Here is a 13,302-nt window from a genome sequence, read left to right as displayed (position 1 = left end):
AGGCGATAACATCCCGTTTCGGAGCCGACACGATACGGAGGGTGTCGATGTCCCGATCGATCACGCGCCCGGTCCTCGCAGGTCTGGCCGCCAGCCTGTTGACCGTACCGGCCCTTCCGACCGTCGCCGCCACCGCCGGGCTCGGAGCGTCGGCACCGGCCTGCGCGACCCCACTCGCCCCCGTCCGGCCGGTCGCCGCCAGGCCCTGGCCACAGCAACGGTACGACCCGGCGCGGCTCGCGCCGCTGGCCACCGGCGACGGGGTGACGGTCGCGGTGGTCGACTCCGGGGTGGACCGGGTGCACCCGCAACTGGCAGGGAGGGTGCTCGGCGGCACCGACCTGCTCGACCCCGGCGGGGACGGCGGTCGGGACTGCGCCGGGCACGGCACCGGTGTGGCGAGCATCATCGCCGCAGCACCCCGCCCCGACGTCGCCTTCCGCGGCCTGGCGCCGGGTGCCCGAATCCTGCCGGTGCGGGTGAGTGAACAGCAGGTCGTGCAGGGGCGGGAGTCGGGGCGTACGGTCAGCGCCGACGAGTTCGCCCGAGCCATCCGGTGGGCCGTCGACCATGACGCCGACGTGGTGAACCTGTCCGTCGTGCTGTACGCGGACGACCCGGAGGTCCGGTCGGCGGTGCGGTACGCGGTCGAGCGGGACGTGGTGCTGGTGGCCGCCGCCGGCAACCTGCACGACAGTGGGGACCCCCGACCGTTCCCCGCGGGCTACGACGGGGTGCTCGGCGTGGGCGCGATCGGGGCGGACGGCGGGCGGGCGGCGTTCTCGCAGACCGGCTCGTACGTCGACCTCGTCGCTCCGGGAAGCGAAGTGCTGACCGCCGCACCCGGTGTCGGCCACCATCGGGTCGAGGGGACCAGTTACGCGGCGCCCTTCGTGGCCGCCACCGCCGCGTTGCTGCGGGAGTACCGGCCAGAGCTGACCGCCACCCAGGTGGCGGAGCGGATCATCGCCACCGCCGATCCAGCTCCGGGCGCGGGCCGGGGCGGCGGGTACGGCGCCGGCGTGTTGAACCCCTACCGGGCGGTCACCGAGACCAGCGGCGGCCGTGCGGCCGGCGTGCCGCCGGTCGCCGCGCTCGCCGACGACCGGGCCGACCCGGCGCAGCTCGCCCACCAGGCACGTCGAATCGCCGCACGGGACCGAGCCCTGCTGGTCGGGGCGGTGGCCGGCATCACGGCGGTCACCGTGGCGCTGCTCGCCCTGGTGGTGCCCCGGGGCACCCGTCGACGCTGGCGACCGGCCGGCCCGGCCTGAGGCCGCCCGCACAGTGTCTGAGCCCGCCCGCGCACGGCCCTCGCCGCCGACCGGCTGCGGGCGGGGCGCTGGCCCGGACACGGTCAGCGCTCCCGGCCCGCATCGCTCACTGGAACAGCCCGGTGTTCTTCTTCTCGGTGTCCAGGTAGTCGGTGGCGGAGTCGTTCACCGCCAACCTGATGTCACGCAGCATCCCCTGGAGGTCCTGCGAGGCCGAACGCCACCGCGCCTGCCGCTGCTCGTAGGCCTGCTGCGCGTCGCCCGTCCAGTTCGCCACCAGCGGGGCGGCGTCGCGTTCGAGTTGCCCGAGCTGCGCGTCGAGGGTGTTCAACGCCTTCTGAATGTCAGCGCCGGCCTGCTGCAGCGCGGCGAAGTTGACGACCAGCACACCATGGTCCATCGGATTCCCTCCCCAGCGGGATCAGAGCGGCAGTTGGATGCCGCCGCGGTTGGTGCCGGCGACCCGGCTGGCCACCTCGTCGTCGGACGCGTGGTACTGCCGACCGGCGGTGCGGATCGCACCGGCGGTCTCGCGCAGCGCGCGGTGCAGCGCCGCCTGGTCCTGTGACCACTGCTGCTTGACCTGCTCGAACGACCGGCCACCAGCGCCACGCCAGGCCTGCTGCAACACCTCCAGCTCGGCCAGCAGGCCGGTCAGCATGGACTGCAACGACTGGTCCACCTGCTCGAACTTCGCGGCAGTCTGCTGCATCACCGCTGCTTCTGCCTTGGTTTGGGACATCCGGACGTCACCTCGTCTCTCGGATCGCACCTGGCCGTCGACGCGCCCATCCCGGGGGCCGACGCGTCGTCGCTTGGCCCGGTCTGTCGAGCACTGAGACACGGGTCAGCGAAGGACTTCGTGGCTGACGGTAGCGACCTCGTAGCGGTTCTGCTACCCCACCGGCTTCCCCTGTGGACAACCGAAGCGGCCATTGGTCGCTTACGATGTGCCGCAGCCACGTCGCGGCGCGTGACGGGCCGCCGGAGGGCGGCCGGCCGCCCGACCCCGGTCCCCACTGGTCGAGGAGGCACGGTGCCGGCGATCACCACCGGAGGGCCGCACCCGCCGACCCCGGTCGGATCCGAGACAGGCGCCTTTCCACGGGTGGACGGGCCGGGCCGATCCACCGACAGCGGTCCGCTGCCGGTCGAGCAGCGCACCTCCCGTCGCCGGTCGTTGGCGGCCCACTGGGTCGCACTCGGCCGTCGTGCGGCTGCCGGAGCGCGAGCCGGCCAACTGGTCACCGCACAGGTCGCGGCGGCCCTGGTGCTCGTCACCCTCGGCCGACCCGCGCCGGTCGTCGCGGCAGCCGTACTGGTGGCCGTGCTGCTGGTGGCCGCCGCCTGGGTGCCGGTGCGGGGCCGGTGGCTGTTCGAGTGGCTGGGCACCGCCATCGGGCACCTCACCCACCGGCGGGCGTTGACCGGGCCGGCCGATGCGGCCGAACTGCTCGACCTGGTCGCCCCGGGCACCGTGGTCCGCTCGACCGAGTTGACCGGCGGGCCGGCGGCGCTCCTGGAGGACACCAGCGGCATGGTCGCGCTCCTGGAACTCGGCGACCCCGGCGACCTGTTGGGTGACGTGTCCCAGGCGATCCCCGCCCCGGCCGCGTTGCTCCCCCCGACCGGGCCGGACCAGCCCCCGCTGTTGGTGCAACTGCTGCTCGCCGGTGCGCCGGCGCCGGTGCCGAGCGCCGGCGGCACGGTCGGCACGTCGTACCGGCAGCTCACCGACGGGCGGCTCGCCGGGCGCGAGCGCGCGGTGGTGGCGGTCCGGGTGCTGCGGGTGAACGGTTGGTCCGAGGAGGACCTGCGCCGCGTACTCGCCGGCACGGTCCGCCGGATCGTCCGCCGGCTCGGGCCGTTGGCCGCGCGACCGCTCGGGGTGCCGGCGGCGCTGCGCGTACTGGGCGAGCTGGCCCACCACGACGGCGACCCGGTCCGGGAGTCGTGGCCGGCGATCCGGTCCGGCAGTCTCGTCCAGGCCACCTTCCGTCTGCTCCACTGGCCCGACGCGGGCGCTGCGGCTGGACGCCGGCTGGTGCCCCGCCTGCTGGCGCTGCCGGCGACGGCAACGACGGTGTCGATCTGCTCAGGCCCGACGATGTCGACGTCGTCGGGTCCGCCCACGGCCGGCGAAGTGCCGACCGAGCTGACCGTACGCCTGGCTGCCGGGACGACGGCCGAGTTGGCGGCGGCCGACGAGGCGCTGGTCCGCCTGGTGACCGACCTGGGCGGAAAGCTGCGACGACTCGACGGCGCGCACCTGAGCGGGCTGGCCGCCACGCTGCCGTTGGCGCTGACGGCACCCGGAGCGCAGCCCCGCCCACCGGCGCCCGGGGCGCGACCCGGCCCGACCGTGGACGACTGGGAGCTGTCCCTGGGCGACGCGGGAATGATGGTCGGCACCAACCGGCACGGCCGCGCGGTCACCGTGCGACTGTTCCGGCCGGAGAGCACCCGCGTGCTGCTGGTCGGCGGGGTACGGGCAGCCCAGCTGGTGGCCCTGCGCGCCCTGGCACTCGGCGCCTTGGTGGTGGTGCAGACCGCCCGGCCACGGGTCTGGGAGCCGTTTGTCCGTGGGGTTGGCGCGCCGGGCGGGACGATCCCGTTGCTCCCTCCCGGTCGGGCCGTCGCCGACGGGGTGGGCACCGCACTGCGTCCGTTGCTGCTGATCGTCGACGCCGGGCCGGTGGCGGCCGAGGCCGTGCCGGGTCCGCCGTGGCGGGCCACCCTTGTGGTACGAGACGAGCTGACCCCGGCCGATGTGGACGGGTTGAGCCGCGCCGACCTGGCGTTGCTCCAGCCACTGACCTCCGCCGAGGCCACCCTGGCCGGAGCCGCGCTGGGGCTGGGCGGGTCGGCCGAGTGGCTGACCCGGATCCGGGAGGACATGGTGGCGGTGGTCAACCGTCGGGCGCTGCGCTGGGCACTGCTCTCCCCCACTCCGATAGAGGCGCAACTGATCGGCCCGCCGACGCGCGGCTGAACGGTCGGCCCGCCGACGCGCGGCTGATTCCACCGGACGCGCCAGCCGGCGGGTTACGTCGCTGCGGTGTCCGTGGCACGATCCCCGCCATGGGTTTTCTGAAAGGTCTGCTGATTCGGCTGGCCAGCACAGCTCTGGCTTTCTGGCTGGCCACGCTCCTCATCCCGGGCATCTCCCTGGATTCGAACTCGGCCACCGAGACGGTGACCACGCTGCTCCTGGTGGCGGTGATCTTCGGTGTGGTCAACGCTGTTCTCCAGCCGATCATCAAGACCGTCGGTTGTGGCTTCTACCTGCTGACCCTGGGTCTCATCGCCCTGGTGGTGAACGGGCTGCTCTTCCTGCTCACCAGCTGGATCGCCGACCAGGCAGGGTTGCCGTTCTCGGTGGACGGTTTCTGGCCGGCGGCAGTGCTCGGCGCCCTCTTCGTGAGCATCGTGACCTGGATCCTCGGCGCCGTCCTCGACCGGGACTGACCGCCGACCAGCCAGCACCGACCCGGTCCGTCCGGGGCTCCGACCTCGGCCGGGACCCCGGCGGGCCGATGACCAGAGTTCGGGAATGTGGCGGCCTGACCGCCCACCTCGGCGGTTAGCGTCGCTGCATGTTCTCGCTGACCTATTCCGACGGCCACCTACTCAGCACCGATCCGGAGCGGATCGACCTGGACCTGGTGCACCACTGGTTGTCCACCGACGCGTACTGGGCGCTCGGACGGGACCGGGCGACCACCGAGCGGTCGTTTGCCGGCTCGCTGCCGTTCGGCATCTACCGGCCGGGGGACGGCCGCCAGGTCGCCGTGGCCCGGGTCGTCACCGACGGTGCCACCTTCGCCTGGCTCTGCGACGTGTACGTCGATCGCGCCGCCCGGGGTCGCGGGCTGGGCGGACGGCTGGCCGGCGCGGTCCGCGACCACCTGGACGAGCTGGGCGTACGCCGGATCCTGCTGTGCACCAACGACGCCCACCAGGTGTACGAGAGGGTGGGCTTCACCCCGCTGGACGCGCCGCAACGGTGGATGCAGCTGGACCGGCGAGCCCCGGTGACCCCGCTCACCGGAAAGGAACAAAGCAGCACTACGCCCCTTACGGTAGAGACGTGACGCCACTCCGCCTGGGATACCTCTACGGCCTCGGCGCGTACCTGCTCTGGGGTTTCTTTCCGCTCTACCTGAAGCTGCTGCGACCCGCCGGCCCGCTGGAGATCCTGGCCCACCGGATCGTCTGGTCGGTGGTCTTCGTGGCTCTGCTGCTGGGCGCGCTGCGCAACATCGGCTTCCTGCGGGCGTTGCTGCGCCGCCGGTGGGCGGTGGCGGGGATCGTCGCCGCCGCCGCGCTGATCGCTGTCAACTGGGGCACCTACATCTACGGGGTCAACTCGGACCGGGTGGTGGAGACCGCGCTCGGCTACTTCATCAACCCGCTGGTCGTGGTGCTGCTCGGGGTGACGGTGCTGCGGGAGCGGCTACGCCCGGCGCAGTGGGTGGCGCTGGGCATCGGCGCGTCGGCGGTCGCGGTGCTCACCGTGGACTACGGACGGCTGCCCTGGCTGGCGTTGACCCTGGCGTTCAGCTTCGCCGGCTACGGCCTGGTGAAGAAGCGGCTCGGGCTTCCGGCGGCGGAGGGGCTGTTCGTCGAGTCGGCGGTGCTGGCGTTGCCGGCGCTGGGCTACCTGGGCTGGCTGACGGCGAAGGCCGACCTGACCTTCGGGCACGTCTCGGCCGGGCACACCGCGCTGCTGGTGCTGGCCGGCGCGGCCACGGCGATTCCGCTGCTGCTGTTCGCCGGGGCGGCCAACCGACTGCCTCTGAGCAGCCTGGGCATGGTCCAGTACCTGGCGCCGATCCTTCAGCTCGGCTGCGGGGTGCTGATCTTCCACGAGCCGATGCCCCCGGCCCGGCTGGCGGGCTTCGCGCTGGTCTGGCTGGCCCTGATCGTCTTCACCGCCGACGCCGTCCGAACCTCCCGCCGCCCCCGCCGGCCCGTCCCGCTCCCAACGCCCGTCCCAACCCCAACCCCCTGACCACCCGCGATCTTGCAGTTTCTGTCACCGATACGCCCTCCATGCCCCTTATGGAAGGACAGAAAGTGCAAGATCGCGAAAGGGGACGGGTGGGTTACGGGACGGCGTAGGTCAACAGGGGCGTGCCGTCGGCTTTCTGGAGCTCCACGCTGACCAGCTCGGCGTCGGTGAACCTCGTCGCGCCGGTGAAGATCAGGTCGTCGCCGGGGGCCGCCAACCACGAGCCGATCTGCTCGGTTGCACCGTTCGGGCCCCGCGCCACCAGCCGGAACGGATACGCCTTGCCATAGCTCGTGCGCGCGTCGTACCCGCAACGCATTCTCACCTCGGTGCCCCACTTCGTGCCGGTCAGCCCGAGGTCGGCGTGCACGGGCCCGACGGCGGCCACCGGTCGCATGGCCACCATCGACACCTGCGGGGCGGGCTTGCCCTGCGCGCCGGGCGGGTCGACCGGTCGAGGCAGCGCCACTGCGGTGCCCACACCGACCAGCAACGCCAGCCCGGCGGCGGCCAGTGTGGTCAGTGCGTACCGTCGCCGGTCCGCGGCGCGTTCCCGACGACGAAGCTGGCGGGCCTCGTCGAGCAGCGCGGGCACCCGGGGCGGGGCCGGCGGCGGCAGGATCTGCTCCAACCCCGCCGGGTCGAGGCGCCCGAGCAACCCGGGCAGGACGGCGATCTCGGCGACCGCCTCCCGGCACGAGGCGCAACCGGCCAGGTGCCGCTCGTAGGCCGCCCGTTCGGCGGGAGCCAGGGCGCCCAGCACGTACGCGCCGTCGTCGTACGCGAACTCGCACCGGGTCACCCCGTCACCCCCATCTCGGCCAGGACCAACCGTAGAGACCGCAGCGCGTAGTGGGTGCGGGATTTCACGGTCCCTGGCGGTACGCCCAGGCGGGACGCCGCCTCGGCCACCGACCGCCCCTGGTAGAAGCACTCGACCAGCACCTCCCGGTGGGTCGGGCTGAGCCGGTTCAGCGCCTCGGCGACGGTCCACGCCTCCACCGCCCGCTCGGCCTCGTCGATCACCTCGGGCGGTTCGGGCAGATCGTCGGTGAACACCTCGCCGACCCGGGTGGATCGCCGCCGCCAGGCGTCGATGGCCAGGTTACGGGCGGTGGTGAACAGCCAGGACCGCACCGATCCGCGCCTCGGGTCGAGTGACTCCGGATGTCGCCAGGCCCGCAGCAGCGTCTCCTGCACCAGGTCCTCGGCCCGCTGCCGGTCCCCGTTGACCAGCCGCAGGGCATGGGCGTACAGCGCCTCCGCGTGCTCGTCGTGCAGCGCGCGGAGCAGTTGGGCGTCGTGGTCGCTGATGGCGGTCTCCTCGCTTCCGGCGCGCGTCCGGCGGTGCGTCCGCTCGGGAATACGTGCGGTCACGCCGATCGGTTCAGCCCGAGGTCAGACGGGTGCCGCCCGGAGATCTGTTCATGCCCGGTTCACATCGCGGCTGACGGGCGCTCACCACGTCCTCCTAGCGTCCGGCTGGTACGCCGCCTGTCGTGCCACCGACTTCTCTGGAGGCCTCCCCCATGAGCGACCGTCCCCGGCTGCTCCCCCTGTTGAACGGCACCCGCCATGGCACCCGTGATGCCATGACCTGTCTGTACCGGTGCGGAAACGCGTGTGACCACCCGGTCCCGAACACCTCCGACAACGCGTACTTCGGTGACGTGGTGAACGCCGAGGTGTCCCGGCGTGGCGTGGTCCGGGCCGGCGCGGTCGGCGCGCTGGTGCTCGGTTTCGGCGGCACGGCGGCCGGCGCGCTCGCCGGGGCGGCCCCGGCCATGGCGGCCCCGACCGCCCCGGACGTTCCGGAGAACTTCGGGTTCGGTCGTCCGAGCACCGGGATCGGCAGCGGCGCGCTGACCTTCAAGCCGATCCCTCCGAACAAGCTGGACACCCTGGTCGTGCCGAACGGCTACGACCACGCCGTGGTGATCAAGTGGGGTGACCCGGTGCTGCCGGGCGCGCCGGAGTTCGACCTGCACCACCAGACCGCCGCCGCGCAGTCCAAGCAGTTCGGCTACAACAACGACTTCGTGGGCGTGCTGCCGCTGGACAAGCAGGGCAAGCGGGCGCTGCTCGTGGTCAACCACGAGTACACGAACGAGGACCTGATGTTCCCGGGCTTCCCCGGCCTGGACGGGCTCTCCGTCGAGCAGTTGCGCACCGCCATGGCCGCGCACGGCATGTCGGTGGTGGAGCTTGAGCGGGTCGCGGGCACCGGGCAGTGGCAGCCGGTCGGCAAGGGCCCGCGGCCGTACAACCGGCGGGTCACCGCCCTGAGCACCAAGTTCGACCTGACCGGCCCGGCCGCCGGCTCGGCCTGGCTGAAGACCGCCGCCGACCCCAGGGGCCGTACGGTCGTCGGCACGCTGAACAACTGCGCCGGTGGCGTGACCCCGTGGGGCACCGTGCTCTCCGGCGAGGAGAACTTCAACCAGTACTTCGTGGGCGCCGACGCCGTCCCGGCCGAGCTGAAGCCGAAGCTGGACCGTTACGGCATCAGCACCGCCAGCCGCTACCCCAGCGGCAGCCGCAAGTGGGAGCGCGCGGACGAGCGGTTCGACCTGGCGAAGCACCCCAACGAGGCACACCGGTTCGGCTGGGTCGTCGAGATCGACCCGTTCGACCCGGAGAGCCGCCCGCGCAAGCACACCGCGATGGGCCGGTTCAAGCACGAGGGCGCCAACGTGATCGTCGCGAAGGACGGCCACGTGGTCGCGTACATGGGCGACGACGAGCGGTTCGACTACCTCTACAAGTTCGTCTCGGACAAGAAGTTCATGAAGGGCAACTCCTGGGCTGCCCGCAAGCACAACCTGACCCTGCTGGAGTCCGGCACGCTCTACGTGGCGAAGCTCGACCAGACCAGCGCCGCCGAGATCGACGGTACGGGCAAGCTCCCCACCGACGGCGCGTTCAACGGTCGGGGCCGCTGGATCAGGCTGGTCAGCGGCAACCGGTCGTTCGTCGACGGGATGACCGCGGCGGACGTGCTCACCTTCACCCGGCTCGCCGGTGACAAGGTCGGCGCGACCAAGATGGACCGCCCCGAGGACGTCGAGCCGAGCCTGCTCACCGGCAAGGTGTACGTGGCGCTGACCAACAACACCAACCGGGGCGTCGGCAGCAACCCGAAGCCGGACGAGGCCAACCCGCGCATCGCCAACAAGCACGGGCAGATCCTGGAACTGGTCGAGGACCGCAACGACAACACCTCGGAGACCTTCGCCTGGTCGTTGCCGATCGTGTGCGGCGACCCGACCGACCCGTCGACCTTCTTCGCCGGGTACGACAAGACGAAGGTCTCCCCGATCTCCTGCCCGGACAACGTCGCCTTCGACGCCACCGGCAACCTCTGGATCTCCACTGACGGCAACGCGCTGGGCAGCAACGATGGTCTGTTCGCCACCGCCGTGGAGGGTCCGGAGCGGGGTCACCTCAAGCAGTTCCTGACGGTGCCGCTCGGCGCGGAGACCTGCGGCCCGTTCATCACCGGCGACAACCGCTCGGTCTTCGTCGCCGTGCAGCACCCGGGCGAGATCACCGGGGCCTCGGTGGAGAACCCGGCCTCGAACTGGCCGGACGGTGACTACGCCAAGCCCGGCGTGGTGGTCACCTGGCGCCTCGACGGCGGCCCGGTGGGCAGCTGACGGCACGACAGCCGCTGACGTTGCTCCGGCGGTCCCGCGTTGGACCGCCCCGAGAGGCCCTCTCCCAGCCCGGGAGAGGGCCTCTCGGCGGTCAGTTGTCGCTGGCGATGCCGTCGGCCACGCTGCGGGCCACGGTGAGCAGCTTGGCGCGTACCACCCGGGCGGAGGTCATCATCTCGCTGGCCGGCAACGCACAGGCCAGCACGACCCGGCGTTCCATGTCCTTGTCCGGCGCGACGAGCACCGCGGCGCAGGCCACCCCCTGGCGGAACTGCCCCATCTCCAGTTGCATCCCGCGCCGGTCGCCGGCGGCCAGGTCCGCCTCGAAACTCTCGCTGGTGGTGAGCGTGGCGGTGGTGAACGGGCGCATGCCGTACTCGCGCAGATAGCGGTAGCGCTGGTCGGTCGTGAGGGTGGCGAGCAGCGACTTGCCGAGCGCTGTCGCGTGCGCACCCTCGTCGAAGCCGGGGACCAGATCCTCCAGGTAGGGCGAGCGGTGCCCCTCCGCGACGGCGGTGAGGGCGACCTGGCCGCCGACGAACCGACCAAGGTAGTGGCTGTAGCCGGTGTCCAGGGCGGCCCGGCGCAGTGTCTCACCGACCGCCGGCGGCCCCCGGAACGCCGTCACCAGCTCCCGGTACCGGTCGGCCACCTCCAACCCCACGATGTACGTGCCGTCCTCGCGACGGATCACGTAGCCCTCGTAGGCGAGGGTGCGAACCAGGTGGTAGGTGGTGGCCACGGTCAGCTCGCAGCGTCTGGCGATCTGCTTGACGGTCAGGCCCTTCGGGGCACGACCGACCGACTCCAGCACCCGTAGCGCTCGGGACACGCTGCGAATCAGGTCCGAAGGTTCTGCCAAGGGGTCGCGCACAACCACCTCCGCCGCCGTGGACTTACACCATATGAAAAACAGGCCCGGTGCGAAATGCCTGTTCGGGTCGAGGATGCCAGATCACCATCCACAGGTTGTTGCCCGCCGGTCACCAGGAGTGCGGTGAGCGGGGCTCGCGTAGGTTTGCCGAACGATGACCGACACCTCGAACACCCCCGATCCGGCCGTTGCCCAACCCCGTCCGGTCCGGGCCAGCGCCGGCGCAGTCGTCACCACGGTGGCCTGCGTACTCCCCGTCTTCCTGCTCGGCGGTCTCGCCGTGCAGATGGGCACGGACCTCGGCTTCTCACCGGCCGGCCTGGGCCTTGCCGTCGCCGTCTACTTCGGGGTCAGCGCGCTGGCCTCGGTGCCCTCCGGGCGGTTGGTCGAGCGGTACGGACCGGCGGTGGTCGCCCGCTGCGGCATCGTGCTGGCCGCCGGGTCGATGCTGGCCGTGGCCGCCTTCGCCAGGTCGTACCCGGTGCTGGTCGGTCTGCTGGCGCTCAGCGCCGCCGCGAACGCGCTCGGCCAGTTGGCCAGCAACGCGGCGCTGGCCCAGCACGTGCCGGCCCGGCGGCAGGGGCTGTCGTTCGGTGTCAAGCAGGCCGCCATCCCGGTCTCCACCCTGCTGGCCGGCGCGGCGGTGCCCACCATCGCGCTCACCGCCGGCTGGCGCTGGGCGTTCGTGGCCGCCGCCGTGGCGGCGCTGACGACGCTGGCCGCCGTACCCCGACAGGTGACCGGACCGGACCGTCGGCCCGGCGCCACGCGCGCCGGGCGGGCGACGGTGGCGCTGGTGGTGATCGGCGCGGCAGCGACGTTGGCGTCGGGCGCGGCCAACGCGCTCGGCACCTTCCTGGTGGACTCCTCGGCGGCCCGAGGTCTGTCGCCGGGCCTCGCCGGCCTCACCCTGACCCTGGGTAGCGCGGTCTGCGTGGCGGCCCGGGTGGGCGCCGGCTGGTTGGCCGACCGCCGCGAGACCGGTCACGTCGCCCTCATCGCCGCGATGCTGCTCGTCGGCGCGGTCGGGCTGGGCCTGCTCGCGTTGACCGGCTCGGTGCCGTTGGTGGTCGGTGTGGTGCTCGGCTTCGGCCTGGGCTGGGCCTGGCCCGGCCTGATGAACTTCGCGGTGGTCCGGCTCCACCCGCAGTCACCGGCCGCCGCCACCTCGATCACACAGACCGGGGTGTACGCGGGCGGCTGTCTCGGCCCGCTGGGCCTGGGCCCACTCGCCGCTCACTTCGGCTACCCGGCGATGTGGACCGTCGCGGCAGTGGCGATGCTGCTCGCCGCCGCCCTGATGCTCGTCGGCAGCCGACTGCTGACCCGCGCCGCCACCGCGGCGGGCCGTGGCGTGGATCAGCTGGTGCGGTCGGCGATGTAGTCGCAGAGCGACTCGAGCGCGCGGCGGGACGGACTCTCCGGAAGCGGAGCGAGGCGCGCGCGGGCTTCCTCGGCGTAACTGCGCACGGTCTCCCGGGCCCGCTTGAGCGCCGGGCTCTCCCGGAGCAGCCCCAACGCCTCGGCGTGCAGGGCGTCGTCGGTCAGCGGGCCGGTCGCCAGGATCTCCCGCAGCCGCACCGAGGACGCGTCGGAGTCGTCCGAGGCGCGGGCGTAGAGCACCGGCAGCGTCGGGACACCCTCGCGCAGGTCCGTGCCGGGGGTCTTGCCCGACTGCACCGACTCGGAGGCGATGTCCAGCAGGTCGTCGGTGAGCTGGAAGGCGACGCCGATCGTCTCGCCGTACCCGGCGAGGGCCTCGACGTGCTCGGCGGGGGCACCACCGAACATGCCGCCGAACCGGACCGACGTGGCGATCAGCGAGCCGGTCTTCTCGGCGATCACGTGCAGGTAGTGGGCCACGGGGTCGTCACCGGCGCGCGGCCCGACGGTCTCCGCGATCTGGCCGTGCACCAGCCGCGCGAAGGTCCGCGCCTGCAGTCGGACCGCCTCGGGGCCCAGGTCGGCGGCGATGTCCGCCGCGCGGGCGAAGAGGTAGTCGCCGACCAGGATGGCGACCGAGTTGGTCCAGCGCGAGTTCGCGCTGGGCGCGCCCCGACGGACGGCGGCCTCGTCCATCACGTCGTCGTGGTAGAGGGTGGCGAGGTGGGTGAGCTCCATCACCACGGCGGCCGGAACCACCTGCGCGCCAGTCGGGTCGCCGAACTGGGCACCGAGCGCCACCAGCAGCGGCCGGAAGCGCTTCCCGCCGGCCTCGACGAGGTGCCGGGCAGCCTCGGTGACGAACGGGTCGGCGCTGGCCACACTGGCCCGCAGCTCGACCTCGACCACGTCCAGCAGACCCAGCACGGACGCCTCGACGCCTGGATCGGCGAGGTTCAGGCCAAGCGTGCCGAACTGACTCGTACTCGCCCGACCCCGACGACCGCCGGAACCGGAGGCACCTGAACGCTCGCCCGCCGGATTCACCACGCTATCAACCATGCCACACCCGTTCGACCTGCTCCGGGCCGGGGATACGCA

13 protein-coding genes are annotated in these 13,302 nt (G+C 72.5%); 7 read left to right on the top strand and 6 right to left on the bottom strand.

The window, feature by feature from the left end:
• Positions 1 to 47 precede the first annotated feature (47 nt).
• On the top strand, positions 48 to 1,274 hold the full coding sequence (gene mycP, locus ACIBEF_RS07855) for a type VII secretion-associated serine protease mycosin (protein WP_396792163.1): 1,227 nt from the start codon (positions 48 to 50) through the stop codon (positions 1,272 to 1,274).
• Positions 1,275 to 1,380: 106 nt separating this feature from the next.
• On the opposite strand, the gene ACIBEF_RS07850 is transcribed toward mycP, so the two are convergent.
• Entirely contained in the window at positions 1,381 to 1,674 is a 294-nt protein-coding gene (locus ACIBEF_RS07850) for a WXG100 family type VII secretion target (protein WP_396792161.1), read from the bottom strand.
• A 21-nt stretch (positions 1,675 to 1,695) separates the two neighbouring features.
• A complete protein-coding gene (locus ACIBEF_RS07845) occupies positions 1,696 to 2,016 on the bottom strand; it encodes a WXG100 family type VII secretion target (protein WP_091395516.1) in 321 nt (106 codons plus the stop codon).
• Between the two features lie 294 nt (positions 2,017 to 2,310).
• On the opposite strand from ACIBEF_RS07845, the gene eccE reads away from it, so the two are divergent.
• The 4 genes from eccE to rarD all read left to right on the top strand — a co-directional run bounded on the left by eccE (position 2,311) and on the right by rarD (position 6,288).
• Complete coding sequence (gene eccE, locus ACIBEF_RS07840) at positions 2,311 to 4,266, top strand: type VII secretion protein EccE (protein ID WP_396792159.1); 1,956 nt, start codon at positions 2,311 to 2,313, stop codon at positions 4,264 to 4,266.
• Between the two features lie 89 nt (positions 4,267 to 4,355).
• Positions 4,356 to 4,742: a phage holin family protein gene (locus tag ACIBEF_RS07835; protein WP_091395522.1), complete on the top strand. Its 387-nt coding sequence runs from the start codon at positions 4,356 to 4,358 to the stop codon at positions 4,740 to 4,742.
• A 128-nt stretch (positions 4,743 to 4,870) separates the two neighbouring features.
• Complete coding sequence (locus ACIBEF_RS07830; RefSeq protein WP_396792157.1) at positions 4,871 to 5,368, top strand: GNAT family N-acetyltransferase; 498 nt, start codon at positions 4,871 to 4,873, stop codon at positions 5,366 to 5,368.
• Entirely contained in the window at positions 5,365 to 6,288 is a 924-nt protein-coding gene (rarD, locus tag ACIBEF_RS07825) for an EamA family transporter RarD (protein ID WP_396792155.1), read from the top strand. The genes ACIBEF_RS07830 and rarD overlap by 4 nt, the downstream gene beginning before the upstream one ends.
• A gap of 94 nt (positions 6,289 to 6,382) precedes the next feature.
• On the opposite strand, the gene ACIBEF_RS07820 is transcribed toward rarD, so the two are convergent.
• Together ACIBEF_RS07820 and ACIBEF_RS07815 are read right to left on the bottom strand one after the other, a co-directional pair.
• Positions 6,383 to 7,090 (bottom strand): anti-sigma factor family protein, encoded by a 708-nt coding sequence (locus tag ACIBEF_RS07820; protein WP_396792153.1) that lies wholly within the window; start codon positions 7,088 to 7,090, stop codon positions 6,383 to 6,385.
• The gene (locus tag ACIBEF_RS07815) at positions 7,087 to 7,602 is read right to left on the bottom strand and encodes a sigma-70 family RNA polymerase sigma factor (RefSeq protein WP_051708644.1); all 516 of its coding nucleotides are present in this window, start codon (positions 7,600 to 7,602) and stop codon (positions 7,087 to 7,089) included. Before ACIBEF_RS07815 ends, ACIBEF_RS07820 begins: the two co-directional genes overlap by 4 nt.
• 215 nt (positions 7,603 to 7,817) lie before the next feature.
• Here ACIBEF_RS07815 and ACIBEF_RS07810 point away from each other — a divergent pair, with 215 nt between their 5' ends.
• Complete coding sequence (locus tag ACIBEF_RS07810) at positions 7,818 to 9,944, top strand: PhoX family protein (protein ID WP_396792151.1); 2,127 nt, start codon at positions 7,818 to 7,820, stop codon at positions 9,942 to 9,944.
• Between the two features lie 91 nt (positions 9,945 to 10,035).
• Here the strand turns inward: ACIBEF_RS07810 and ACIBEF_RS07805 are convergent, their stop codons facing one another.
• Positions 10,036 to 10,818, bottom strand: a complete 783-nt coding sequence (locus ACIBEF_RS07805) for an IclR family transcriptional regulator (RefSeq protein ID WP_396792149.1) — start codon at positions 10,816 to 10,818, stop codon at positions 10,036 to 10,038.
• Between the two features lie 154 nt (positions 10,819 to 10,972).
• Here ACIBEF_RS07805 and ACIBEF_RS07800 point away from each other — a divergent pair, with 154 nt between their 5' ends.
• The gene (locus ACIBEF_RS07800) at positions 10,973 to 12,202 is read left to right on the top strand and encodes an MFS transporter (RefSeq protein WP_396792147.1); all 1,230 of its coding nucleotides are present in this window, start codon (positions 10,973 to 10,975) and stop codon (positions 12,200 to 12,202) included.
• Here the strand turns inward: ACIBEF_RS07800 and ACIBEF_RS07795 are convergent.
• Positions 12,178 to 13,263: a polyprenyl synthetase family protein gene (locus tag ACIBEF_RS07795; protein ID WP_396792145.1), complete on the bottom strand. Its 1,086-nt coding sequence runs from the start codon at positions 13,261 to 13,263 to the stop codon at positions 12,178 to 12,180. The two genes, ACIBEF_RS07800 and ACIBEF_RS07795, sit on opposite strands and share 25 nt — an antisense overlap.
• Positions 13,264 to 13,302 lie beyond the last annotated feature (39 nt).

The organism is Micromonospora sp. NPDC050795, from assembly GCF_044456785.1.
Classification (GTDB): Bacteria; Actinomycetota; Actinomycetes; order Mycobacteriales; family Micromonosporaceae; genus Micromonospora.
The sequence above is the reverse complement of the archived record's forward strand: the minus strand, read 5'-3'. Positions and strand labels throughout refer to the sequence as shown.